The sequence below is a fragment of the Bacillus sp. 05T21 genome, assembly GCF_056396785.1.
In genome coordinates this window covers 641,179-664,838 of sequence record NZ_JBFTMD010000002.1, presented here as the reverse complement: position 1 = coordinate 664,838, position 23,660 = coordinate 641,179, and the positions used below count along the sequence as shown (strand labels likewise).

22 protein-coding genes, 2 pseudogenes and 1 riboswitch are annotated in these 23,660 nt (G+C 34.9%); of the genes and pseudogenes, 10 read left to right on the top strand and 14 right to left on the bottom strand.

The window, feature by feature from the left end:
* Positions 1-110: 110 nt before the first annotated feature.
* Positions 111-659 (bottom strand): DUF4352 domain-containing protein, encoded by a 549-nt coding sequence (locus tag AC1DKZ_RS08425; RefSeq protein ID WP_476995969.1) that lies wholly within the window; start codon positions 657-659, stop codon positions 111-113.
* 524 nt (positions 660-1,183) lie between these two features.
* Between AC1DKZ_RS08425 and AC1DKZ_RS08420 the strand changes: the two genes are divergently transcribed.
* From AC1DKZ_RS08420 to AC1DKZ_RS08410, 3 genes are read left to right on the top strand one after another with little or no spacing between them, the layout of a single operon-like run.
* Positions 1,184-1,642 carry a MarR family winged helix-turn-helix transcriptional regulator gene (locus AC1DKZ_RS08420; RefSeq protein ID WP_476995968.1) on the top strand — a complete coding sequence of 153 codons (459 nt, stop codon included), beginning with the start codon at positions 1,184-1,186 and terminating at the stop codon, positions 1,640-1,642.
* A 45-nt stretch (positions 1,643-1,687) separates the two neighbouring features.
* On the top strand, positions 1,688-2,221 hold the full coding sequence (gene pssA, locus AC1DKZ_RS08415) for a CDP-diacylglycerol--serine O-phosphatidyltransferase (RefSeq protein ID WP_002125668.1): 534 nt from the start codon (positions 1,688-1,690) through the stop codon (positions 2,219-2,221).
* Positions 2,222-2,243: 22 nt separating this feature from the next.
* The gene (locus AC1DKZ_RS08410; RefSeq protein WP_476995967.1) at positions 2,244-2,615 is read left to right on the top strand and encodes an ATP synthase subunit I; all 372 of its coding nucleotides are present in this window, start codon (positions 2,244-2,246) and stop codon (positions 2,613-2,615) included.
* Positions 2,616-2,872: 257 nt separating this feature from the next.
* Here AC1DKZ_RS08410 and AC1DKZ_RS08405 read toward each other — a convergent pair whose 3' ends face one another.
* From AC1DKZ_RS08405 to AC1DKZ_RS08390, 4 genes and pseudogenes are all read right to left on the bottom strand, one after another.
* Positions 2,873-2,974, bottom strand: coding sequence for a YjcZ family sporulation protein (locus tag AC1DKZ_RS08405; protein WP_000505688.1), 102 nt, complete (start codon positions 2,972-2,974; stop codon positions 2,873-2,875).
* Positions 2,975-3,525: 551 nt separating this feature from the next.
* On the bottom strand, positions 3,526-4,701 hold the full coding sequence (locus AC1DKZ_RS08400) for an MFS transporter (protein ID WP_476995966.1): 1,176 nt from the start codon (positions 4,699-4,701) through the stop codon (positions 3,526-3,528).
* Between the two features lie 288 nt (positions 4,702-4,989).
* On the bottom strand, positions 4,990-5,301 hold the full coding sequence (locus tag AC1DKZ_RS08395; RefSeq protein WP_000433541.1) for an ArsR/SmtB family transcription factor: 312 nt from the start codon (positions 5,299-5,301) through the stop codon (positions 4,990-4,992).
* A gap of 194 nt (positions 5,302-5,495) precedes the next feature.
* Positions 5,496-5,597: pseudogene (locus AC1DKZ_RS08390) on the bottom strand (TetR family transcriptional regulator); the annotation flags it as partial.
* 244 nt (positions 5,598-5,841) lie between these two features.
* On the opposite strand from AC1DKZ_RS08390, the gene AC1DKZ_RS08385 reads away from it, so the two are divergent.
* Both AC1DKZ_RS08385 and AC1DKZ_RS08380 read left to right on the top strand, forming a co-directional pair.
* Positions 5,842-6,471, top strand: coding sequence for a VanZ family protein (locus tag AC1DKZ_RS08385; protein WP_476995965.1), 630 nt, complete (start codon positions 5,842-5,844; stop codon positions 6,469-6,471).
* A 126-nt stretch (positions 6,472-6,597) separates the two neighbouring features.
* Positions 6,598-7,233 (top strand): hypothetical protein, encoded by a 636-nt coding sequence (locus AC1DKZ_RS08380; RefSeq protein WP_476995964.1) that lies wholly within the window; start codon positions 6,598-6,600, stop codon positions 7,231-7,233.
* A gap of 244 nt (positions 7,234-7,477) precedes the next feature.
* Here the strand turns inward: AC1DKZ_RS08380 and AC1DKZ_RS08375 are convergent, their stop codons facing one another.
* The 3 genes from AC1DKZ_RS08375 to dhaS all read right to left on the bottom strand — a co-directional run bounded on the left by AC1DKZ_RS08375 (position 7,478) and on the right by dhaS (position 9,465).
* Positions 7,478-7,585 (bottom strand): YjcZ family sporulation protein, encoded by a 108-nt coding sequence (locus AC1DKZ_RS08375; RefSeq protein WP_000505673.1) that lies wholly within the window; start codon positions 7,583-7,585, stop codon positions 7,478-7,480.
* A gap of 295 nt (positions 7,586-7,880) precedes the next feature.
* Positions 7,881-8,879 carry a DhaKLM operon coactivator DhaQ gene (gene dhaQ, locus AC1DKZ_RS08370; RefSeq protein WP_476995963.1) on the bottom strand — a complete coding sequence of 333 codons (999 nt, stop codon included), beginning with the start codon at positions 8,877-8,879 and terminating at the stop codon, positions 7,881-7,883.
* Positions 8,880-8,898: 19 nt separating this feature from the next.
* On the bottom strand, positions 8,899-9,465 hold the full coding sequence (gene dhaS, locus AC1DKZ_RS08365; protein ID WP_212089433.1) for a dihydroxyacetone kinase transcriptional activator DhaS: 567 nt from the start codon (positions 9,463-9,465) through the stop codon (positions 8,899-8,901).
* Between the two features lie 177 nt (positions 9,466-9,642).
* On the opposite strand from dhaS, the gene dhaK reads away from it, so the two are divergent.
* Positions 9,643-11,394 carry a dihydroxyacetone kinase subunit DhaK gene (gene dhaK / locus AC1DKZ_RS08360; protein ID WP_476995962.1) on the top strand — a complete coding sequence of 584 codons (1,752 nt, stop codon included), beginning with the start codon at positions 9,643-9,645 and terminating at the stop codon, positions 11,392-11,394.
* A 99-nt stretch (positions 11,395-11,493) separates the two neighbouring features.
* Here the strand turns inward: dhaK and AC1DKZ_RS08355 are convergent, their stop codons facing one another.
* The gene (locus AC1DKZ_RS08355) at positions 11,494-12,051 is read right to left on the bottom strand and encodes a DUF4352 domain-containing protein (protein ID WP_431181445.1); all 558 of its coding nucleotides are present in this window, start codon (positions 12,049-12,051) and stop codon (positions 11,494-11,496) included.
* 222 nt (positions 12,052-12,273) lie between these two features.
* Positions 12,274-12,480, bottom strand: a complete 207-nt coding sequence (locus AC1DKZ_RS08350) for a hypothetical protein (protein ID WP_476995961.1) — start codon at positions 12,478-12,480, stop codon at positions 12,274-12,276.
* Positions 12,481-12,730: 250 nt separating this feature from the next.
* Positions 12,731-12,837: riboswitch (SAM riboswitch) on the top strand.
* 82 nt (positions 12,838-12,919) lie between these two features.
* Between AC1DKZ_RS08350 and AC1DKZ_RS08345 the strand changes: the two genes are divergently transcribed.
* Complete coding sequence (locus tag AC1DKZ_RS08345; protein WP_476995960.1) at positions 12,920-13,978, top strand: LLM class flavin-dependent oxidoreductase; 1,059 nt, start codon at positions 12,920-12,922, stop codon at positions 13,976-13,978.
* The gene (locus AC1DKZ_RS08340) at positions 13,971-14,927 is read left to right on the top strand and encodes an ATP-grasp domain-containing protein (protein WP_476995959.1); all 957 of its coding nucleotides are present in this window, start codon (positions 13,971-13,973) and stop codon (positions 14,925-14,927) included. Before AC1DKZ_RS08345 ends, AC1DKZ_RS08340 begins: the two co-directional genes overlap by 8 nt.
* Positions 14,928-15,203: 276 nt before the next feature.
* Here AC1DKZ_RS08340 and AC1DKZ_RS08335 read toward each other — a convergent pair whose 3' ends face one another.
* A complete protein-coding gene (locus AC1DKZ_RS08335) occupies positions 15,204-15,362 on the bottom strand; it encodes a hypothetical protein (protein WP_002087237.1) in 159 nt (52 codons plus the stop codon).
* Complete coding sequence (locus tag AC1DKZ_RS08330) at positions 15,362-16,456, bottom strand: response regulator aspartate phosphatase (protein ID WP_476995958.1); 1,095 nt, start codon at positions 16,454-16,456, stop codon at positions 15,362-15,364. Before AC1DKZ_RS08330 ends, AC1DKZ_RS08335 begins: the two co-directional genes overlap by 1 nt.
* A gap of 617 nt (positions 16,457-17,073) precedes the next feature.
* Between AC1DKZ_RS08330 and AC1DKZ_RS08325 the strand changes: the two genes are divergently transcribed.
* Positions 17,074-19,458 (top strand): immune inhibitor A domain-containing protein, encoded by a 2,385-nt coding sequence (locus tag AC1DKZ_RS08325; RefSeq protein ID WP_476995957.1) that lies wholly within the window; start codon positions 17,074-17,076, stop codon positions 19,456-19,458.
* Between the two features lie 634 nt (positions 19,459-20,092).
* On the opposite strand, the gene AC1DKZ_RS08320 is transcribed toward AC1DKZ_RS08325, so the two are convergent.
* Positions 20,093-20,923 (bottom strand): VanW family protein, encoded by an 831-nt coding sequence (locus tag AC1DKZ_RS08320; RefSeq protein WP_476995956.1) that lies wholly within the window; start codon positions 20,921-20,923, stop codon positions 20,093-20,095.
* A gap of 88 nt (positions 20,924-21,011) precedes the next feature.
* Positions 21,012-21,215: pseudogene (locus tag AC1DKZ_RS08315) on the bottom strand (hypothetical protein); the annotation flags it as partial.
* A 692-nt stretch (positions 21,216-21,907) separates the two neighbouring features.
* Here AC1DKZ_RS08315 and AC1DKZ_RS08310 point away from each other — a divergent pair.
* On the top strand, positions 21,908-23,647 hold the full coding sequence (locus AC1DKZ_RS08310; RefSeq protein WP_476995955.1) for an S-layer homology domain-containing protein: 1,740 nt from the start codon (positions 21,908-21,910) through the stop codon (positions 23,645-23,647).
* Positions 23,648-23,660 lie beyond the last annotated feature (13 nt).

Sequence of the window (23,660 nt, the reverse complement as noted above, 5' to 3'; positions counted from 1 at the left end):
GAGTTATACAAAATCACAAATGAAAAAGTACAGTCTACTGTAGTTAATACAGAGGCTGTACTTTTTGTTATGCTAGTAAAAGTGGTTTATCTATTTTATATTTTCTTTGACTATTCCACTTTTAACTCGATACCTTTACCCAACATATCGCCACTCACTTTTAAAGTTAATCCTTGCGTGTTTTTCGGAACATCGAATACAATGTTCCCTTCCGAATTTTCATTAGGATTAAGAACACCAAATTTAAATGTAGCAGTATTTGCAGCTTTAAGTACTAATTGAGATTCATTAGAAATGTGATATTCTCTTCCGGCTCCGTCAATTAATTTAAAGTTATTGCTATTTAGTGTAATGGGTTCCTCTTGACGATTATAAACTGCGACGTCTAATACTTTAAATACACCTTGTGCTTTAACTTCTCCATTACCTATAACATCTAATGAATCGGCAGAGCGTATTGATATGTATACATCAGAAGAATCTCCCTGGGTGGGAAGTTCTTTTTGAGGATCCTTGTTGCTAAGTTCATCATTTTTTGTTTCTTTAGAAGTCTCCTGTTCGTTTTTCGTGTTACTGCTAGATGTATCATGTGAACTGCAAGCTGATAATCCAAATAAGAATGTGCTACATAATAATGATGTTACTAACTTTTTGTTCATAGTTTGTTCCTCCAAAATAAAAGTACTTTCATGGGTGCCATAATGATTTAATAAATCTGTATTTTTCTTTATATGTATTAAATGTTACATTTTATTATATTTATTTTGGGATAAAAAGGAAACTTGATACAAATAAACAAGACACTTTGCAGTGTCTTGTTTATTTAAGTTATGCGCATTACTTAATAAGACGCTAGTTTCTCATCCTGAACATGAGTAACTATGTAGGGTGTTTTAATTATAACATTTTAACCAGTAATGGGTCTATATGGAATTTGTATAATGGGTACGTTTTATTATTTGGAATGACAGATGTAGTATATTATGTTGGGATTTGATCTATTAAAAGCAGTAGACAAGGTAAAGGATCATACCATATTTCATAATTTACACAAATTGTGTAGAAAAGTATGGAGCTATATTTCCCTTTACACGAACATAAAGGTATGATATAGTTTAGTTAAGTTAACTAAACTATATAACGAAACGAAATAAAATAACAGCATGACTGGAGGAAGAATGCTATGACTAGATCGTATAAAGAAGTAATTAATGAAATGAATCGAGCCTACAATGACTTCTACATTTTACTATTTCAGGAGTTAAAGGATGAGTTCGGTCTTACAGGGCAGCAAGAGAGCATGCTATTTTATATCAATTTAAATGAAAACACGACAGCAAATAACATTGCGAGTACTTTTAATATATCGAAAAGTGCTGTGAGCCAAGTTTTATCGAAATTGGAAAAACAGAAGATGATTTCGAAACAAGTAAACCCTAATAATAAACGGGAGTATTTCCTTACACTTGGTCCAAACGGTAGTAAGTATATAGAGCGGTTGTCTGAGTTAGATGACGTATTAATTGAGAAATACTTTTCTAAAATCGATATAAATGCTTTAGAGCAAATAACTGATACGTTAACGAAAATAAATAAAGTTATATTGGAAGAAAAACAGAAGGCTATTGATTCTAATGAGTAAGAAAGTCTACATGAAGGGATTATTAGAAAGGAGGAAAATCCTGTTATGAGTTACATACCAAATATGATCACGATAGCAAATTTTGTATGTGGGCTTTTGGCTATTTATGCTGTTTTCGTTCACGATATGTATTTGGGGGCAGTTTTTATTATTACAGGAATGTTATTTGATTTTTTTGATGGCATGGTCGCTCGGAAACTTGATGCTGTTTCGGAAATAGGTGGAGAGTTAGACTCATTTGCGGATTTAGTTACTTTTGGTGTAGCACCGTCTATTCTTGCATATAGTGTCGCTTTAAAAGATTTGCAGTCCATCGGGATGTTATGTGCGCTTGCTTACAGTGTTTGTGGCATGCTTCGACTTGCGAGATTTAACACGCAACAAAGCAAACTTCCGACATTTATCGGAATGCCCATTCCATTTGCGGCAATGTGTCTTCTCATTTTATGCTTTTTGAATAATCCAGTTTCCGTGGCGTTTGGCACATGCATACTCGCTTATTTAATGGTGAGTAAAATAAAATTCCCTCATTTTAAAAAAGATATATCGGAAAGCCTGAAGTCCGAAAGATGGGATTAATGAGAAAGATAAGGAGCATAACATGATTCGTATGGCATTAAGATCATTCAACATACAAATATATTGTTTGCTAGGCGTGATGTTACTGGGATGGTTGATGACACCTTTTCGAGCCCAGTTTGTAGGGATAAGCATCGGCCTTTTAGTTAGTATGTACTGCGCCTGGATTTTAGGAAGGCGTATTGAAAAGTTCGGAAATAGCATCGTAAAAAAAGAAAAAGCACCAATGCTTGGAATGATGAATCGGTTTGGAGCAGCGATACTCGGTGCGATTATTATGTATGAAATTGAACACCATGATTTCATGTGGACATTTGCTGCTGGAATTATGGGTGGGTATTTCTTAATTATTTTTAATTTAGGATATTACAGCATGAAAGATGCGAAGACATAAAGTGAAACTTTAATCAACACACTAATCGGCTTTTTTAACTATATAAGTTTTGAACTTAAGGAATTAAAGTTAGTTGAGCAACTTTGTGTAGTGGAAGGATTATTTGTATTTCACACTAAAGACCGAAAGTGATAAAGTGTTGTGTAAATAACTAACTTGGATGACTTGAATGTATAAACCTAAAAACCTTCCTTTATAGAGAGCTTTTTAGTACAAAGAAAAGACACCCATATAAGAGTGTCTTTTCCGATAGTTTTTTAGCAGAAGCAAGAAGCTCCAACAATGATCAATAAAATAAACAATACAACTAGTAAAGCAAAGCCGCCGCCACAACTACTACAACTACCACCAAATCCCATAATAGTTCCTCCTTTAATAAGAGGGGAAACAAGGGGTCACTCATGTATTTTAACGGATTCAATTTACTTTATGTTTTTTACGCAATAATTGAGCAGGTCCTTTTGAAAAATAAAGAAAAGACACCCTAAGGTGCCTTTCTCCGACTTGAACCATCTTAATTTTAATAATATTGGACTCCCGTCCAAATATTATTTTACCATGTTAATTTGTTTTTGGAAATATTCCATATCGATAATTACAATACACGTTTTAGTTTTTGAATTATTTATCTTTCTAAAAGTTGAAATTAATAAGAACCCCATAAATGATAAACCATTCCACTAACGAAAAACACTAATCCTAAAAACAAAACAATTAAAGCAAGTACTCCATTTTGATTATGTTCCATAAAACTAGCTCCTTTTAGATTTATAGTTGTTTATTCTTTCATACAAAAAAGCCTTTAGTCGTAATTATGGCTAAAGGCTTTGATCATTATACTTTTCACATTATAAAATCTTATGAGAAGAATTTATAATGTTTTTTTATCAAATTTGAAACTGAAAATGTACTAGCTTGATAATGAAGCTTGGCTATTAGAATTGAAAAATTTTAGTTTTATTATAATTAATAGAAATGAGAGTAGTGTGAAAATGAATCCGCTCCAAATAAGTTGGTGAATACCTAAGTTTGAAATGAACCAGCCTCCAATAGTTGTTCCTAGAGTAATTCCGAGATTGGAGAACGAAACGAATAGACTATTACCAAATTCAGGCGCTTCTTTAGCTTCACTTATTAACCATGTTTGACCAACAATTAATCCGCCAGCATGTACGATTCCCCAAATGAATACGATAAAAATCATTGGAACAAGGTAGGAACCTAAATAATAAACCAATATGTAAACAATAGAATATAGGATAGGGAATAATATTACTGTATTTACTATACTTTTTTGCAGGAGACTACCAAATAAATGATTACCTAAAATCATAACTATACCAAATATGAATAGCATGATACTGATGAGAGATCCATTCATGGAAGTTACTTTTGCAAGGTATTCAGCGAAGTAGCTGTATACGGAAAACATGGCTGCAAAAAGGAATGTGACGGTTAAAATATTTAACCATAATCCTGGTTTGCCGAGTATACGAATTTGTTTGCCGAATGACATTTTTTCTTTAACAGGCATAGAAGGAAGTAGGATTAGTATTCCAATGAATGCAAGAGTGTTAACAAGCGCTCCGAATAAGAAAGCAATTTCGAGTGAAAATTGGTCTGCAAGGTAAGAGGTTAATGGTACACCTAGAGCAAAGCCAACAGTAATTCCCATGAAAACTTTTGTAACCGCTTGACCGCTCTTTTCTGGAGGGACAAGTTTAGCAGCTGTTACAAGAGCGATTGAAAAGAAGAGTGGATGAAGTGCTGCCGGTAAAATACGAAAAATAAGCATGATTTCAAATTGTGTTGTATAAGCGTAGATTATATTTGAAATAACAAATGCAAAAATTGCTGATAATAAAATTATTTTACGATTAATACTAGAGACGAGCAGAATTAAAAACGGACCAGAAATAGCAACAACTAGTGCAAATATACTTACTAAAAATCCAGCTTGTGTAGTTGAAATTCCGAATTTTTCAGTGATTTGTGGTAATACGCCGACAATCCCCATCTCGGTAGTAATAATTCCGAACACACCTATTGCGAGTGTCAGAATAAGTAAAGGATTTACTTTTTTCATTTATAAAACTCTCCATTCGTATCAGTATTTTGAAAGTAAATTCATTAACAAAGAAGCATTATTACAAGTATGATTGGATGCCAATTTTATCAGGACTATGTAATTTAAAATACAATAACAGATATCTAAATAACTAGATATGATATATTAAAAAAATTTCTCCTTTCTATGTTTCTTGCTTTTATAGGTAGTGCAATCTTATAAAAAAATAATTGGATGCCTGTAAAAAAGCAGAATGTGTGAAAGCTAATAATCAATTGATATGTAGATTGATTATTAGCTTTCATTTTATAATTCGTTTTGAACGTATTCAGAAAACTCTCGTATTGTTTTTTCATTTCGGCGATAGTATGTCCATTTTCCAATTCGGTCAGATTGTAGTAAGCCTGCTTTTTTCATAGTTAATAAATAACTAGAAATAACCGATTGGGCTAAGCCAGTTTTAAGCTGGATATCTCCTACGCACACTCCAACTTGAAAGCTAAGGCCTTGCTCTAGATAAGGTTTTTCATCGAAATGGTTTTCTGGATTTTTCAACCATGATAAAATTTGACATCTTGTTTCATTTGACAATGCTTTATAAATTAATAAAGGTTCCATAAGGATATTATATCTACTTTTATAGATTTGTAAATGGGTTTTGGTGATTTTAAGGGGAGAAGGTATACGTGAGCCCCTTAAATAGGAATGAGGTGCTCTTGATCTGTACCCTTTGTAAAGGACATTCTAAAAAAAGTTAGGCAACCTAAAAAAGATGATTTCTGTATGCAAACAGGAGTCATCTTCTTTAAATTCTATTGATAGCAAGAGTGATTATAGTACGTCATATATTTCTTAATTTCATGTTTTAACTGAACAAACGATTCACATGATTTTATATATGCTTCATCGGTTAAAGTACTACGAGGATTACGTGCAAAAATGATAATATTGTTAGGTTTAAGCATGTTGTTGCCTAGCTATCAATGGCGGATTCCTAAGAAGAGTAATAATAAAACCCAACTGAAGATTTAAGAAAAATTTTATGTTTACCCCACTTTTTATTTTAAAAGTTTTCCCTATCCTATAAACAAGTTACATCAAGAAAGAGACTAAAAATGAAAAAGTCATAGATGAAAATGTAAAGTTAGGGGATTCTACATGCATACAGGAGTTTTGATGAGTTATTTGTATACTTATTTTTTTACTATTATTTTTTGTGTAGTGTTTCAAATTGGATTGTATTCTAAAGCGAAAGGAAATGTATCTATTCGGCATTTTCTATGGGTATATATTTTTCTGTTCTATCTTTCGCTAGTGTATAAGGTGACTCAGATCGCGACTGTATGGGATATAAGTCGATATGAAACGTGGATTCGTGTAAATCAAATTAATTTGACTCTATTTGATACGGCAGGTAGTACGACGTATCTTTTGAATATTGTACTGTTTATGCCGTTCGGTTTTTTATTACCTACTATTTGGCCGCAGTTTAGAAAAATGAAAAACACCGTATGTGCGGGATTCTTTTTTTCATTGGCAATTGAGTTAAATCAATTACTAAATAATAGAATTACAGATATTGATGATTTATTTACGAATACCCTCGGGGCGATTGTTGGGTATGTATTATATAAAGTATTATATACAGCATTATTTAAAATGATATTAAAAAGAGAGGAAAAAAAGCTGGATACGAACTCTCCTTTAGTCATAAAATACGAGGCTGTTTTTTGTCTAGTATGTTCATTTGTAGGTGCGATGTTAATTTATTATCCTGGTGACCTGTAAGCTACGATATCATTTATAAAATGATTCTAGTTCTCTTCGCTTAAACACAGTAAAATGTGAATTATTCATCCTTTTTTCTAACTTAATAGATACAGTGTATGTATGAAATGATAGGTAGGTGTAAATGTGTTACATGTTCAATTATCTCAATACTTACTAAAAGAATCTAAACCAGTTCTTCATACAGCTGGAAAAAGAGTGTATATGTTAAAAGATGAAGGGGTATCACCTTATCCTATCTATTCCAATTCTCCTATTATGATAGGAGTGGGAACGAATTGGGATCAGCATACAGGATTTGAAGAAATTATTAAAGGATTTATAGGTGCAAATAACAAATTTCCTATGTATATGTTATTTGAAACTTATTTGCGCGGTGACTTTATTGAAGGATTTTTAGAAGAGAATAAATTCACGTTTGAGCTAGTTTTTACTAATAAGAAAAGAGATACGAACTTTTTTAATGTGTTCATTACTAGTAGTGATGATATAACCACACTTATGAAGTATTTCTTCCAATCAGCACAAGATTCTCTCTATACGTTATTAAGCTATTCAGCAGACTGTAAGATGATCAGTAATCGTACTGGTGAGATTGAAATAAAGGCTGACAGTTTCTATCCAAGCTTTTCATTTATGTATGATGCGCAAGAATTATTTATTATTGGCGGGGAAGAAAAGTGGTCAGATATCCATTATATAAAAAGATTTTTCCATCTTGAGCAGATTACAGATGAGCTAACTATTGATGTAAGGAAATGAATTTAATGGTGATGTGTGTTTTAATTATATAAGTTTTGGATCTAAGGAATTAAAGTTAGTTGAGCAACTTTGTGTAGGGGAAGGATTATTTGTATGTCACACTAAAGACCGAAAGTGATAAGGTGCTGTATAAATAACTAATTTGGATGACTTGAATGTATAAACTTAAAAACTTTCCTTTATGGAGAGTTTTTTATTACAAAGAAAAGACACCCATATAAGAGTGTCTTTTCCGATAGTTTGTTTAGCAGAAGCAAGAAGCTCCAACTATGATTAATAAAATAAACAATACTACTAATAAAGCAAAGCCGCCAGAAAATCCACAGCCGCCACAACTACCACCAAATCCCATAATAGTTCCTCCTTTAATAAGAGGGGAAAACAAGGGGTCACTCATGTATTTTAACGGATTCAATTTACTTTATGTTTTTTACGCAATAATTGAGCAGGTCCTTTTGAAAATAAAAAAAAGACACATTAAGGTGCCTTTCTCCGACTGGATAACCGCATTTCGAAACTGGTGGATAACTTGCAAATAGTATGTATGCTTCGATTTATTTACAGATACCTAAGATTTATACATTCTTCCATATAAGTCAGTACTTTTGATTACTAAACGTTCAATCATCATAATGTTTAGTTTATTGTTACCAACCACTCGCTCCAACATCCGTCTTCAACCACTTCACCCAATCCGAATCTTCTATTTTAAGCAAACTGAGCGAAACACCTTTCATATCTAAAGAAGTGAGAAGGGTACCAACCTTTACGAACTTCACATGTAAGCTTTCCAGCTCACATAAACGGCGAATATCGTTTGCGAAAATGTATTGTTCCATTAATGGTGTCGCACCGAGTCCGTTAATGAGGATGGCGAAGTTGTCACCTTTTCTCCAGCGGTAAATGCTTTTTAGTTTGTTCATAAGTTCGATCGCTAATATTTCAGAAGAGGATAGCGCTTCTTTGCGGTAACCTTTTTCGCCATGAATGCCGACGCCGTAAAAGACTTCATCGTCGTTTAATGTGAATGAAGCTTTTCCTTTCACTGGATCGTTTGCAGATGAAAGGGCGACGCCTAATGTGTGTAAGTTTTCGGTGATAGAATGGCCGAGTGTTGTTAGTTCATCTAAAGAGTGACCTGCAAGAGCGGCCGCACCAAGTATTTTTTGAACGAAAACAGTACCAGCGACGCCGCGTCTTCTTTTATTAAACGAAGCATCATCTTCAATTGAAACGTCGTCATTTACGATGATGTGGTCAATTTGTCTTCCTTCTTCTTTTGCGATTTGTTCTGCTGCGAGAAAATTCGCTACGTCATCTTTAAAGTTTTTAATGATGAATAAAATACTTTTATCTTTTGGCATGAGACGGGTTGCCGCAATAATTTGTTCCACTGTAGGCGGGGTAAAAATACTGCCGTTTACGGCCGCAGTAAGCATTCCTTTTCCTACATAACCTATATCAGCAGGTTCATGTCCGCTACCACCGCCGCTTATAATGACAACGTTTTGCTTCATTTTTTCGATATCTTTTACATAAATGATGTTATGTGTTTCGTCGTAATTTACTTTGTCGTTATGTTCAAAATAAAAGCCGTGCAGCATATCTTGAACAATATTTTCTACATCATTCATAATCTTTTTCATTGCTTTTGCCACCCTTTGATTACTTTGCTGATTGCTCAAGTAAAAGTAGTAATTGATTGTTTATCATGTTTTTCATGAGTGAAGACATAATGGATGGATCTACTTCACACTTACTTTCAATCCAATCTTTGATCGTTCCAACGAAGCCGTGACTATAAAAGGAGGCAATCGTATTTTTTGTCTCATTCGAAAGGCTGAATCTACAGCTCATCGATAGTTCATCAATAATCTTCATATATAAGTTTTTCGTATGCTCAAATAAATAGTGATTAAACGAGTTTTGCTCAATGACTTTAAAAGCATTTCGGTAAAATTTTTGATTTTCATAAAAGTAATCAAATAATAAATCGAAAATGTTTTCCCATGTTTCATAGTCGAGAAAGTCTATAATATTTTCCTTCGTTTCTTCTCTATAAATCCAGCTTAATAGTTCAAATTTATCTTTAAAATGATAATAAAAAGTTTGTCTGCGCATTTGACAGTGTAACATAATATCGCTCACTGATATTTTATGAAACGATTCCGTTTCCATTAAATGTTTCAATGAGTTCGCGATTATCTTTTTAGAAATTATAGAAGAGGTCATCTTAATCATCCCTAGAATGTAGTAATATGAAAATCCTATCTATAAATGAGAGCGGTGTCTTTAGACAGATTGTCCATTTTGTCCGTTTACTATAAAACGCTTTCATTTTATCATGAGTAGTAAGAAGAAGATTTCAAATATATCACAATATATTAAAGGAATTGAGGGAGAATCACAATGAAAAAGATTATAAACAAACCAGAAACATTAGTAATGGAAATGTGTAACGGAATGGTTATGGCTCACCCAGAGCTTGAGCTTTTGAAAAAATATAAAGTTATTAAGAAGAAAGAAATGAATGAAAATAAAGTAACGTTAATTAGTGGCGGCGGTAGTGGTCATGAGCCAGCGCATGCAGGACTAGTTGGAAAAGGAATGTTAGATGCGGCAGTGTGCGGAGATGTGTTTGCTTCTCCTTCGCAAATTCAGGTCTATCAAGCAATTAAAGAAACAGCTAGTAAAAAAGGTACGTTATTAATTATTAAAAATTATAGCGGCGATATTATGAATTTCAAAAACGGTGCACATTTAGCGACTGAAGATGGAATTGAAGTCGACTACGTAAAAGTAGACGATGATATTGCGGTAGAAGATAGCCTGTATACAGTAGGACGCCGCGGTGTTGCGGGAGTTATTTTAGTGCATAAAATTGCCGGCGCAGCAGCGGAAGCAGGAATGGATTTAGGAGCGGTGAAAGCTATCGCAGAAAAAGCAGCGGCTAACGTGCGTACAATCGGTTTAGCGTTAACTTCTTGTACAGTTCCAGCGAGCGGATCACCTACTTTTACACTTGCGGAAGATGAAATGGAATACGGCGTAGGTATTCACGGTGAACCAGGTATTAAACGTGAAAAAACGCTGTCAGCAGATGAATTAGCTAACCGTATGACAAATGATTTAATAAAAGATTTAGGAGTAAAAGATGGCGAGGAAATTGCGCTTCTTGTAAATGGTTTTGGCGGCACACCACTGCAAGAACTTTATCTATTTAATAATGCAGTTACGAGAGAATTAGCTGCTAGAAACATTAAAATTAATAGAGTATTCGTCGGTAACTATATGACGAGTATCGATATGGCTGGTATGTCTTTAACAGTAATGAAGTTAGATGACGAGTTAAAAACGTTGTTATCGAAAGAGTGTAATACACTAGCGTTTAAAGTAGATGGACCAGTTGAGAGTGTAGAGTACGTGAATGTGCTTGAAGATGTAGAAGAGAAGGAAGTTTCCTTTGAAATAGAAACAGCGGAAGAGCACGCTGTTATGAAAGATAATGTCATTACATTAAATAACATGATCTATCTAGTTGATAAAATGAGCGACATTATTATTAAAAATGAAGTACCGTTCTGCGAGTTGGATACACATGCAGGTGACGGCGACTTCGGAATGAGTGTGGCAAAAGGATTTAAGCAATTAAAACGGGAGTGGCATTCTATTGTAGATCAAGAGAACGTAACGATCGGATCATTCCTTAACGGTTGTTCAATGATTATTATGGAACATTGCGGCGGTGCTTCTGGTCCAATTTGGGGCGGTGCATTCCGTGCAGCTAGTAAAGAAGCAGGCGAAAAACGTGAGCTAACAGTAAAAGAGTTTGCTGAAATGTTACAAGCAGCACTTCAAGGCATACAATCTATCGGTGAAAGATCATTCGGCAGAGGAGCAGTAGTTGGTGATAAAACACTTGTTGATGCACTTGCTCCATGTGTAGACTCTTGGTTAGCTAGCGCTTCAAACGAAGAAGACATGAAAACTGCCTTTGAAAAAGGAGCAGAAGCAGCGGTTAAAGGCGCAGAGTATACGAAAGAAATCGTAGCTCGCATGGGCCGCGCTGGTACAGTTGGTGAAAGAAGCTTAGGCTATCCAGATGCAGGTGCACATGCACTTGGAGTTATCTTTACGGAGATTGCGGGTAGTTTGAAATAGGAATTAGAAAGTCCCTCTGCCTTAAGGTGGAGGGACTTTTATATAGTTAGTTGATTATATGTAGAAGACTTCTTTCAGTGCTTTTTGCTTATTTGAGACTTAGTTTTTTTGTGATTGCAGCTTATCAATTTTCCAGTTTGTTTCTAGAGGGTCTAAAGAGCTTTCAATATAAAACATATATTCATCTGTGGTACCTGGTACTTCAAAAGCTATTTTCAATTCTACTGTTTCATTTGGTTTAACTTGTATATCAGAAGGATTTTGGTCAATCACCTTGCCTTCATAGGCCTTTCCGTCTTTTTCATCTTTTAAGTTATATTTTAATTCTGATAGTCCAATCATTTGACCTCGTACATTTTTTACAGAGACATTAACAACGACGGAATCGTTGTTAGCATTTAAATATGCACTTTGAACGGTGGCCAAGTAATAGCCTCCTTTAGCACTCTCACCAACTAATAAAATACCTTGTTCCAAGCGACTAATATCTTCTTTCTCTTCTTCTTCAAAATTTATTAATTCTTCATTTACATTTTTTGCGGCTGGTTCTTCTATTGGACCATTTTCAACGGCACTATCTTGTTTATCTTGTGTGCAAGCAGCCGTAACACTGACTAATACTAGAATTAAAGTAAGTAATATGGATGGTTTTCTCATAAAATTGATCTGTCTCCTTAAGTTTCTCAATTCTGTGCAACTATACAAATTATAAAGCGATTCTATTAAGATTAACATAATGTCTCATTATTGGCTCAAAATAGGGGGTATTTTAGACACCTTATTCTTGTTTTTTATTAATATGATTGGTGTATTTACTCTAGTTGTAGCGAAATCGTCCGTTGTTATCATTCCTACTGTAAATATGTAATTAGTATTATTTTATTCTTTAAATATCTCCGGTCTTTCAACTCTAAATGATTGCACCTCACCGCACTCTAAACAAAATGTGGTTAATAGTTTGGAACGTTTCCGCCCTGAAAAGAACCTACTAGGTTCATCTTCACAAACATATGCATGATAAGCAGATCCAACCCTTCCTTCTTTAAATGTAGTAGAACCACAATTCTCGCATCGTTTATTTTTCATGTTACTAACACCTCATTTGATTGATATTTATTTTTCTGTTTTTTTAAGATAGAAGTAAAGCAACTTGGTTATAAATGATGTTTTCGACATGATACAACATACCCCTTTATATATCCGCAAGTAAAACAACACCCTATAAATCTCTATAACAATATGATGTTTCATATATCATTTAATGTTTATCGGAAAAATAAGTATTAAAGTATTGAGTTTTATTATTCTGATGATTATAATAAAAAAAAACAAACAATTCTTATGTTGAGAAGTGGAGGGACGGGCCCTATGAAACTTCGGCAACCTCGTTTTAGACGAAAGGTGCCAAATCCTGCAGGTGAAAAAACACCTGAAAGATAAGAGCGGTTCACTTAGTCAAGAAGGCTACTCTTATTTCGATAAGAGTAGCTTTTTTTGTGGCTAAAAGATAAAGGGGGAAGATGTAGTGGAGTATGGTTTTTGGTTACCGATTTTTGGGGGATGGCTTCGAAATGTAGATGATGAATCTATGCCGCCTACGTTTGAATATGCAAAACAAACAGCGCAAGCGGCAGAACAATTAGGTTTTTCAACAACACTTATTGCAGAATTAAATTTAAATGATATAAAAGGTGTTTCAGCACCAAGTTTAGAGGCGTGGACAACTGCGGCAGCACTTGCAGCAGTAACTGATCGATTAGAGATTATGACAGCTGTAAGACCTGGTTTCCACAATCCAGCAGTTACAGCGAAAATGGCAGCGAATATAGATCAATTAAGTAATGGTCGTTTTACATTGAATGTAGTTTCAGCATGGTGGGAAGAAGAAGCGAGACAGTATGGCGGAGTATTTACCGCACATGATGAACGGTATGATCGCACAGAGGAATTTGTAACAGTTTTGAAAGAGCTTTGGAAAGAAGAAGAGTTTTCTTATAAAGGGAACTTTTATGAGCTTCATAATACACATTTAAGTCCAAAACCTGTGCAGAAACAAGGCATTAAGATTTATGCAGGTGGTGAGAGTGAGCGAGGAAAAGAAGTAATTGTAAATCACGCGGATGCATATGTAATGCACGGGGGAACAGTGGAAGAAGTATCTGTGAAAATAGAAGATATGAAGAATCGTAGAAAGAAAGTCACAGAGGAGCTATTGCAGTCATTCGGGCTCGCGGCTTACGTCATTTGTCGTGATACAGAAGAAGAGGCGTTAGAGGAATGGAGACGCATAACGGATGTGAAAGACGATGCTTTAGGTTACGCGGGTTACCAAGATTTTATTAGTAAATCGCATTTGGAACAGCAAGTGAAGCTAAATGATTATTCCGTATCTAATCGCGGGTTACGTCCTAATTTAATCGGAACACCAGAACAAATTGCAGAAAGGATACTTGCTTTTGAAAAAGTGGGTGTTACGTTATTACTTTTACAATTTTCTCCACAGCTTGAAGAGATGAAACGATTTTCTGAAAAGGTGATGCCATTAGTTGAAGCAAAAAGAAAGGAATTGATTACAAATGAGTAAAATTTACATATTACATGAGAATAAGGAATGGACAAATCATTTAGTGAAAAGGTTGGAAGAACTGGAGTTACCGTATGAGGAATGGTTTTTAGATGCAGGAACGATTTCGTTAGAAAAAGAACCTCCCCAAGGTGTTTTTTATAGCCGCATGAGTGCCTCTTCACATACGAGAGGGCATCGATATGCACCTGAATTGACTGAAGGGGTTCTTGCTTGGCTAGAGAGATACGGACGAACAGTATTTAATGGGTCTCGAGCATTACGCCTTGAAGTGAGTAAATTGAATCAATATGCAGCATTAAGAAATTTTGGGATACAAGTGCCGAAAACAATTGGTGCTGTTGGCCGTGATCATATAGTAAAAGCAGCAAAGGAGTTAGGGGAAGTACCGTTCATTACAAAGCATAACCGTGCAGGTAAAGGCCTTGGTGTTCAACTTTTTCATTCTATTGATGCTTTGGAACAATATTTGGATGGTCCGACGTTTGAAGAGCCCATTGATGGAATTACTTTAATCCAGCAGTATATTGAAGCGCCAGAACCATATATTACACGTTGTGAGTTTGTAGGCGGTCAGTTTGTATATGCAGTTAAAGTAGATACATCAGAAGGATTTGAGCTTTGTCCAGCAGATGCCTGCTCTATTCACGATGCTTTTTGCCCAGTAGGAGAAGAGAGTAAGAAAGAGTCGTCAACAAAATTTGAAATTATATCGGACTTCCAAGAGCCAATTATTGAACAATACAAAGAATTTTTGAAAGAAAATGAAATTACCGTTGCTGGTATTGAATTTATTCGTAGTGCGGATGGAACAATTTATACGTATGATATTAATACAAACACAAACTATAATTCTGACGCAGAGTCTGTAGCGAATCAATTTGGTATGCTTGAGCTTGCTAAATTCCTTGGAATAGAATTAGAAAAACAAGTAGAGTCAGTTAAATAATATTGATTAAAAAATAAGGTTCTGGTGCAAATATAAGAAAAAAGAAGAGATAGCACATTTTATCGGTGAAAGATCGTTCGGAAGAGGAGCTGTAGTTGCTGGGAAAAGTTTAGGATACCCTGATGCAGGTTGGGGTTATCTTTACGGAGATTTCGGTGCGGAGTTTAAGGTTAAATGGGCTGAAGTTAATAAGTAGTCTGCTATATGATGTTTAAGAAAGGGCACTCCATTGAGGGAGTGCCCTTTTCGTAATTCATGATATAGAATCTCTTTATATTACCAGGAGTCACCGTGGCTAGATTGCATGTACATAATTGTACTAGATTTAGTCGAATTAACCTGTTCTTTAGAATCTGATTGTGAAGGGAATGCTAACCCTATAGATAAAGCAGCTGAAAGTGCTAAGCCTAAAATCGTTCCAAAAAGTTTTTTCATTATTTTAACGCTCCTTTTTCGAAAGTTTTTTCTTTAGCTTGATGACTAATATAAAAGTATTTACTAGCTTTTACAGTGTCGTTTTCTTCGTAAAACTTGATTGCTAATTTTTCAGTGTATTCTTGTGTGTAATTAAATAGTTTTTGCTTATCAAAAAATGAGATAGCTTCCCAAGATAATTCTTCGAGAATAGTAGCTGGAACACCTTTATTCATACAATCTAAAATTTTGAAATGATATAGGTATTCTTTATTGTCTAATTGCTCACAAATCGCCAACCCTCGTTCGATCAACTCGGCCGATTGATTAACTTCACCGAGTTTGAAATGTTCTCTAGCTTCAAGGAAAAGGGCTTTAAAATGCTCCGGAGTTTTAGTTGTTACTTCTGATAAGTGTCGAATTGCTAAAGTGGATAAGTTTTGGTTACTATATAAAAAACCTAAATTACTGCGGACTCTTAATATTAGGGAATCCTCATTATTTTTACGTAAAATATCTATTGCAGAATTAAATTTTTCTTCTGCTACAGGGAATTGTTTTATATCAATACATGCTAAACCGTATAAGTTCTCACAAGCGGCAACATTATTTTCATAACCATTATGTTTAGAGAAAATCTCTTTAGCTTTAGTCACATGCTGAATTGCTAATAGAGGTTGATAGGTATGAAGATAGAAGTTAGCAAAACGATAGCTAAACTCGCCTATTTCAAGATTGTCATGAATATGTTGTAATAGCGTTTCGGCTTTTTCGTAGTATTCCCAGGCTTCATTGTTGTTTGAAATTAGTGTGGCGTGAATCCCTTTGAAAAAGTGATAATAATAAGACAACGATTCATTTTTGGGTATATCCAGTGAATCAATTGTCTGGAAGCTTGTTGGTGTAATGCTTAAATGATCAAGCAGAACTTTAAAGCGAAAAGTAAGAAGTGAGTAATGGAATAGTAAATTTGAATCTTCATTAATGCTATTTATGTATTTATCAATTTCGTCTTTTAAGTGTGTTGCTTCTTTTAGGTGCTGGGCACGTATCTCTTGATACCAATTATTTAAAAGTTGTGTGATCATATCTTTTGTTTTTAGGTGACTTACCATAATTCTCCCCACTTTCTACTATATTTATTTGTATATTGGTATGTATATACTAGCAAGAAATTAAGTGTGATAGAGTGATATATTGAAAGAAAAAAACTTTTTCAATAATTTTCTGATAATTTAAAAGGTAATTAGAATATAAATAGAAAAAGAATTCAATCGGATTCCTTAGGTGGTGATCATTTACTTATTGCAAAAAAGTAAGTGAATCGAGCGAATATGACTATTGCACTTAAAATAAATAACAGCCTTTTTGTAAAGTGAATCTACATAAACTGATTCAAAATTTTATAAGAATCCATATGGAAAGTATTCATTCAAATAACAAACAGCCCGAGTTCCAATGAGGAACTTGGGCTGTTTGTTATTTCCTTGCCTTTCCTAGCACTATTCTATCGCCATCAAAACAAAAGAACGAGTGACCCCACTTTATGGTTATGTGCAAAACATAAACTAGTAGAAGTTTTGTATTTTCTTATCCTACGCATTTCACCCTGCACAAAAAATATTTCTCAATATTTAATTGTTGAAAAACATTGAATATTCTCTATAAAGAGAATATTATGTTGCTATCGGCAAAAAAAACGATAATTCGCAGACACTGGGGAGGAAATGCATTGAAAAAGAATAAGAAGTTAAAACCATTATCAGTTTTAGCAACAGCGGCAGTACTAAGTAGTAGTTTTGCTTTTGGAAGTCATGCGGCGTATGCTGATTCGCCATCATCTCTACCAATAGATGAGCATTTAATACCGGAGGAGCGTTTGGCAGAAGCGCTAAAACAACGGGGCGTAATTGATCAATCTGCATCACAAGCTGAGACGTCAAAGGCTGTCGAAAAATATGTTGAGAAAAAGAAAGGGGAAAACCCTGGTAAAGAAATCTTGACAGGAGATAGTCTTACGCAAGAAGCTTCTGATTTTATGAAAAAAGTAAAAGATGCAAAAATGAAGGAAAATGAACAGGCGCAGCAGCCAACAGTAGGGCCAGTAGCTGGACCAGGTGCGGGATTGAATTCTAGTAAATTAAATGGAAAAGTCCCTACTGCACCAGCGAAGCAAGAAGAGTACAACGGTGCTGTTCGAAAAGATAAAGTGCTTGTTTTACTCGTAGAATTTAGCGATTTTAAGCATAACAATATTGATCAAGAGCCAGGATACATGTATTCTAAGGACTTTAATCGTGAACATTATCAAAAAATGTTATTTGGTGATGAACCATTTACGTTATTTGATGGATCGAAGATTAATACATTTAAACAATATTATGAAGAACAATCTGGCGGCAGCTACACAGTTGATGGAACTGTAACGGAATGGCTTACTGTTCCAGGGAAAGCTTCAGATTATGGTGCGGATGCGGGCACTGGTCATGATAACAAAGGTCCTTTAGGGCCGCGCGATCTTGTGAAAGAAGCATTAAAAGCAGCGGTAGCAAAAGGAATTAACTTAGCTGATTATGACCAATATGATCAATACGATCAAAATGGTGATGGAAATAAAAACGAGCCAGACGGCATTATTGATCATTTAATGGTTGTACATGCTGGCGTTGGTCAAGAAGCTGGCGGCGGTAAATTGAAAGATGATGCAATTTGGTCTCATCGTTCAAAACTTGGATCAAAACCATATGCGATTGATGGCACAAAATCTTCTGTTTCGAATTGGGGCGGAAAGATGGCTGCATACGATTATACAATCGAGCCTGAAGATGGAGCAGTTGGTGTGTTTGCGCATGAGTATGGTCATGATTTAGGCTTACCAGATGAGTACGATACGAAGTACTCAGGACAAGGTGAACCTATTGAGTCATGGTCTATTATGAGTGGTGGTAGCTGGGCTGGAAAAATTGCAGGAACAGAGCCAACAAGTTTCTCACCACAAAATAAAGAGTTTTTCCAAAAGAATATGAATGGCAACTGGGCGAATATCGTTGAGGTAGATTATGATAAACTTCGCACGGGAGTCGGTGTTGCAACATATTTAGATCAAAGTGTTACAAAATCAAAACGACCAGGAATCGTTCGTGTTAACTTGCCAGACAAAGATATTAAAAATATCGAGTCAGCATTTGGTAAGAAGTTTTATTACAGCACAAAAGGAAATGACATTCATACAACACTTGAGACACCAGTATTTGACTTAACAAATGCAAAGGATGCTAAGTTCGATTATAAGGCATTCTACGAACTTGAAGCGAAGTATGATTTCCTTGACGTATATGCGATTGCAGAAGATGGAACGAAGGTACGTATTGATAGAATGGGCGAAAAAGATGTAAAAGACGGCGTGGATACAACTAATGGTAAGTGGGTTGATAAATCATACGATTTAAGCCAATTTAAAGGGAAAAAAGTAAAACTGCAATTTGAGTATTTAACAGATATTGCAGTAGCTTATAAAGGATTTGCGTTAGATAATGCTGCATTAACTGTAGATGGAAAAGTTGTTTTCTCAGATGATGCAGAAGGTCAACCAGCAATGACATTAAAAGGATTTACTGTATCTAACGGATTGGAACAGAAAAAAAATAACTACTATGTAGAGTGGAGAAATTACGCTGGTTCTGACACGGCGTTACAACATGCGCGTGGTCCAGTCTTTAATACAGGAATGGTTGTATGGTATGCGGATCAAAGCTTTACAGATAACTGGGTAGGTGTTCATCCAGGTGAAGGATTCTTAGGAGTAGTAGATTCTCATCCAGAGGCAATCGTAGGTACATTAAACGGACAACCGACTGTGAAGAGCAGTACGCGTTATCAAATTGCCGATGCGGCATTCTCATTTGATCAAACGCCAGCATGGAGAGTAGATTCGCCAACTCGCGGTATCTTTGACTATAAAGGATTACCAGGCGTTGCAAAATTTGATGACTCTAAGCAGTACATCAACAGTGCAATTCCAGATGCAGGACGTAAGTTGCCGAAACTAGGATTGAAGTTTGAAGTAGTAGGTCAAGCTGAAGACAAATCTGCAGGTGCAGTTTGGATTCATCGATAGAATAAGGTGAAACTAAGAGGAGCTGTCCATAAGTTGGTGAAACTGACTTATGGACAGCTCTTTTCTTATTCTAGAAACGTGGCAGTTTAGTTTAGGAACCAGTTCATTGGAAAGGAAGATATAAAATTCATTTTCAATAAAAACGAGAAATGATATCGTCAGATAATTTCCTTTTCCTTCCACGTGAGAGATGTAAAACAAAGGGAGAAAGTCAGTAGTGGTCCTGTTATATTCTGCATAGCAGCGATTTATATGTCGAGAAATCAAAATAGATTTATGTAGCATGATTCAAATTAATTGAAATGCATGAGCAAAAATACATTTTCATACGAGATTTTTATTAAATTACAAAATACTTATCAGACTTGATTGTAAGAAATGATAAGTATAATTGTATTGTTATTATCCTTAAGACCATTTAAAGAAGAATTTGATAATTGATTTTTTATGATGTACAGAAAAAATTAATTATCACATCCTTTTATTTTCACACTAGAACCTAAAAAGAGGTTCTGTTACAAAGTTTTTTAACAAGAAAAAGTTATGTTGCAAAAAGGGTTGTGCCTATTAATTATATGAAGAGAGGCATGTAGTGTGTTACTAGACAAAAATACTTGATACACCAAGGTTACCTTCACATACCCTCCTCATTATTATAAGCTAATAATGGTTCGTACATCATTATAGCGTGATTCTCCGTTACATATTGGTCTTCTATAAACTGTTTCTGTTGATTATATACTTTACGTTGAATAACATTATGTCGTATATAACCACCCCAGTATGCAGATTGGATTGAGTGTTCTTTTTCATATACTTCATATTGATAAAGCTGCGGATGGGCAATTCTCCACTCACCGACTAAATGCTTATCTGTAATATAAAGGTGAAGTTGATACGATTGGTCCGTTTCATTTTTGATTTGTAAATCCAAATAATTATAAGAACAAGTCGCTCCACTTCCAAATGGTTGGGTCCGCTTGGAATCAGGAAAGACATCAAAACTATGACGATATCGCTCTGTTACTGTCAATGGTGTATGTAAGGTCATCCAATATATTAAATTTGAAAGCTGACAAAGCCCTCCTCCAATGCCTGCTTGAAAAGATCCATAGTGTAGTATCATGCCCTCTACATACCCTTTTCTCCTCGTAGGCTTACCTATTAAACGCCAGTAAGAGAATGTTTCTCCCGGTCTAATGACGATACCATTTAGTTGTTTAATAGCAATCTTCAAATTAACAACTTTATTCTGTTGATACCACATATCTACATCTTTGAGCTTACGAAGTAGTATCGTTCGGTGCTGAATCGCTGTATAGGGTAACTTTTCTTGTTGAAACGTTTTTGCATATGTTTTTCCATCTGCTAACCACTGAATGTACCTCTTTGTAGAGTAATACCATGTCCCTAGTAGAATGCGATACTTAGACCGCTGTTCAGGACGTAAGTTCACTAAATTCATTTTATTTCCTCTCTCCATCGTTTTCATATGTTACCATTTCCGTAATTACGATCCCAATCAATTGCCGTATTAATGCCTTTGAATTTACCCAAGTTTTCCCGCACAGAACTGTAATATTAATTGTCGCATTCTCTCGTTTTTTAACTACATTCTTATATGTATATCCATCAATGAATTGTACTTTTCTTAGCTGCATAGTAATTAATATAAATAGATAAAAGACGCAAAAAAACAGTATAATTAATCTAATGGGGACCTTGTTTTTTCCATTTTTCGAATTGCTTATAGTCATGTGAAACTCTGCCTCAATATGATAAATTCAAATAAACACATTATAAATATAAAGGATAACCTTAAATAAAGAATAATGAAAATTAAATAAATTCTAAAGAATTAATATATTTTTACTAAATATTGATTGATAATAAGTTATTTTTTGAGACTTTACTAGGTTCTGTTGCAAAGTTTCTTAGCAAATAAAAAGCTAAGTTAATTACAATGAATCATGTTAAAAGGTATGTTCTCAGGATTATATTGTGATTTTAATGGAGATAGCATTGTTTTTTAGGCTACATTTTAGCGAAGTAAAAGCTCAAAAAGAGATATGTATATTAACAATGTTACATTAGTGTTTTTCTTTTTATTTATCCCGCTATTTGTGGGCAGTAAAACTCCCACCTCAAAATTCAGGTGGAGCAAAGAAGTTAGGTGGGAGCCCTGCTGCCCGTAAACGCCCGATTGGTGAAGGCTAATAATCAGTGGGGGATGAACAAAACCCCCACTGATTAAAGTTTCACTTTATATATTCGCAAGTAAAATAGCATAATATCAGTATGAATCCCTATAGTGATATGAATTTTTGCATATTTTGAAATTCAGTATATCCTCCGAAAAGTTTTGATTGTATAATGTGTTTTGTCATATTATTTTAGATTTTTCGACAAAAAACAACAAAAAATAGAAGACGTATTGGGAGAAGGCATTATGTACACAAAACTATTAAAATCAATTACATCATTATCACTTATTGGTGGTGCGTTATTATATACAAATGGCAGTGATGTGAAAGCTGTGGAAGCGGGCGTTTTTTCTGATGTACCAACATCGCACTGGTCATATCCTGCGATTAAAGACTTAGCGAGCAAAAATATTATTTCAGGTTATGGAAATGGGATGTTTGGTTTTGGTGATGTTGCGACGAGGGAGCAAGTTGCAGCTTTAATTTATCGTGTGTTAGTACCGAATAAGCAAGGCGGTACGTTTAGTAATGATGGTGCTCGTTATGTATTACAAGATGGGTCTACTTTAAATAATCCGTATGGAGATATTCGCTCAGGTTCTACAATGTTTCCGGAAGAGGTTTTAACGTTAACGAAATTGGGGATTTTTAAAGGTGATGGAAATGGCGGTTTTAGACCGAAAGATTCTGTTAGCCGCGCAGAAATGGCGCAAATTATTAAAAATGCGTTCCAAGTTTCAGCTAAACAAAAACATACATTTAATGATGTTCCAAATGGATTTTGGGCAGAAAATGCGATTAGTGCCGTGCAGTCAAACGGGATTGCATCTGGTACAGGAGACGGGAAATTTGAACCAGCTAAAACGGTAACGCGTGAACAGTATGCACAGTTTTTATATAATGCATTGAAATATAAAAAGCCTGAGGTTGCGGTGCAAGATACAGGAGATGCGGCATTATTAGCAGCATTCAAAAATGAAGTGCAAACACGTATTAATACGTACGAAACAAATATTACACTTCCATATAAAACGAAAAATAGTAATACAGAAGAAGTGATGAATACACTTTTTAACGCGTATAAAGAAGTCGCAAGTAAAAATGAGTATACAAATTATAATAGGTCGAATGTTTCATATGGAATTTCTGGATCATCTGGAAATTATACGTTTACGTTAAAGATTACATATCGTGAAACGAAAGAACAAACGGAATATGTAATGAAGCAAGCAAAGGCAATCGTTTCTTCTATTACTCAAGTTGGAATGGATGATCACGAAAAAGTGAAGGCGATTCATGATTATGTAGTAAAACATGTTTCTTACGATACGTCTTATAAAGCGTATACAGCTTATGAGGCACTCGCGAATCGTTCTGCCGTTTGCCAAGGTTACACACTATTAACCTATCAATTATTAAAAGAAGCTGGAATTGAGAATCATTTTGTAGTAGGAACTGGAGACGGTCAGCCTCATGCTTGGAACTTGGTGAAAATCGAAAACAAATGGTATCACCTTGATACAACATTCGATGATCCGGTGCCAGATGAACAAGGCCGCGTAACATATTCTTATTTCAACTTATCAGATGAGCAAATTGCAAGAAATCATGAGTGGAACCGCGGGGACTATCCGCAAGCTACAACAAACTATTATAGTACATTAACAAATAAAATTGCGACAGGTGGTACGAAAACACCTGCATATCAGCAAATATTGAAAGATACAAAGTTAAATTATTTAGGAAATGAATATATCGCAAATAACTATAATGAATTCAAAAATAAAATGCATCAACGTTATAGCACAAAGTCAGCAAAGATTGAAATTCTTTATAAACAATCAATGGATGGCGCATTGCAAGATGTGAAAAAAGTAATTGGAGAAATCGGTTATCCGCAAGGAGCGAACCGTGTTTCTTATAAAGCTGAGCCGTATAATGCAAAAGAAGGATATTCTTTAGTGACGATTACGTTTACTTATTAAAAACAACCTAGAT

Coding starts and splice junctions, on each gene's coding strand:
- AC1DKZ_RS08310 (WP_476995955.1), top strand. CDS start 21,908: ATGTACACAAAACTATTAAAATCAATTACATCATTATCACTTATTGGT.
- AC1DKZ_RS08320 (WP_476995956.1), bottom strand. CDS start 20,923: ATGAATTTAGTGAACTTACGTCCTGAACAGCGGTCTAAGTATCGCATT.
- AC1DKZ_RS08385 (WP_476995965.1), top strand. CDS start 5,842: ATGCATACAGGAGTTTTGATGAGTTATTTGTATACTTATTTTTTTACT.
- AC1DKZ_RS08420 (WP_476995968.1), top strand. CDS start 1,184: ATGACTAGATCGTATAAAGAAGTAATTAATGAAATGAATCGAGCCTAC.
- AC1DKZ_RS08340 (WP_476995959.1), top strand. CDS start 13,971: ATGAGTAAAATTTACATATTACATGAGAATAAGGAATGGACAAATCAT.
- dhaQ (WP_476995963.1), bottom strand. CDS start 8,879: ATGAAAAAGATTATGAATGATGTAGAAAATATTGTTCAAGATATGCTG.
- AC1DKZ_RS08405 (WP_000505688.1), bottom strand. CDS start 2,974: ATGGGATTTGGTGGTAGTTGTAGTAGTTGTGGCGGCGGCTTTGCTTTA.
- pssA (WP_002125668.1), top strand. CDS start 1,688: ATGAGTTACATACCAAATATGATCACGATAGCAAATTTTGTATGTGGG.
- dhaS (WP_212089433.1), bottom strand. CDS start 9,465: ATGACCTCTTCTATAATTTCTAAAAAGATAATCGCGAACTCATTGAAA.
- AC1DKZ_RS08410 (WP_476995967.1), top strand. CDS start 2,244: ATGATTCGTATGGCATTAAGATCATTCAACATACAAATATATTGTTTG.
- AC1DKZ_RS08425 (WP_476995969.1), bottom strand. CDS start 659: ATGAACAAAAAGTTAGTAACATCATTATTATGTAGCACATTCTTATTT.
- AC1DKZ_RS08355 (WP_431181445.1), bottom strand. CDS start 12,051: ATGAGAAAACCATCCATATTACTTACTTTAATTCTAGTATTAGTCAGT.
- AC1DKZ_RS08335 (WP_002087237.1), bottom strand. CDS start 15,362: ATGAAAAAACTTTTTGGAACGATTTTAGGCTTAGCACTTTCAGCTGCT.
- AC1DKZ_RS08330 (WP_476995958.1), bottom strand. CDS start 16,456: ATGGTAAGTCACCTAAAAACAAAAGATATGATCACACAACTTTTAAAT.
- AC1DKZ_RS08395 (WP_000433541.1), bottom strand. CDS start 5,301: ATGGAACCTTTATTAATTTATAAAGCATTGTCAAATGAAACAAGATGT.
- dhaK (WP_476995962.1), top strand. CDS start 9,643: ATGAAAAAGATTATAAACAAACCAGAAACATTAGTAATGGAAATGTGT.
- AC1DKZ_RS08400 (WP_476995966.1), bottom strand. CDS start 4,701: ATGAAAAAAGTAAATCCTTTACTTATTCTGACACTCGCAATAGGTGTG.
- AC1DKZ_RS08350 (WP_476995961.1), bottom strand. CDS start 12,480: ATGAAAAATAAACGATGCGAGAATTGTGGTTCTACTACATTTAAAGAA.
- AC1DKZ_RS08375 (WP_000505673.1), bottom strand. CDS start 7,585: ATGGGATTTGGTGGTAGTTGTGGCGGCTGTGGATTTTCTGGCGGCTTT.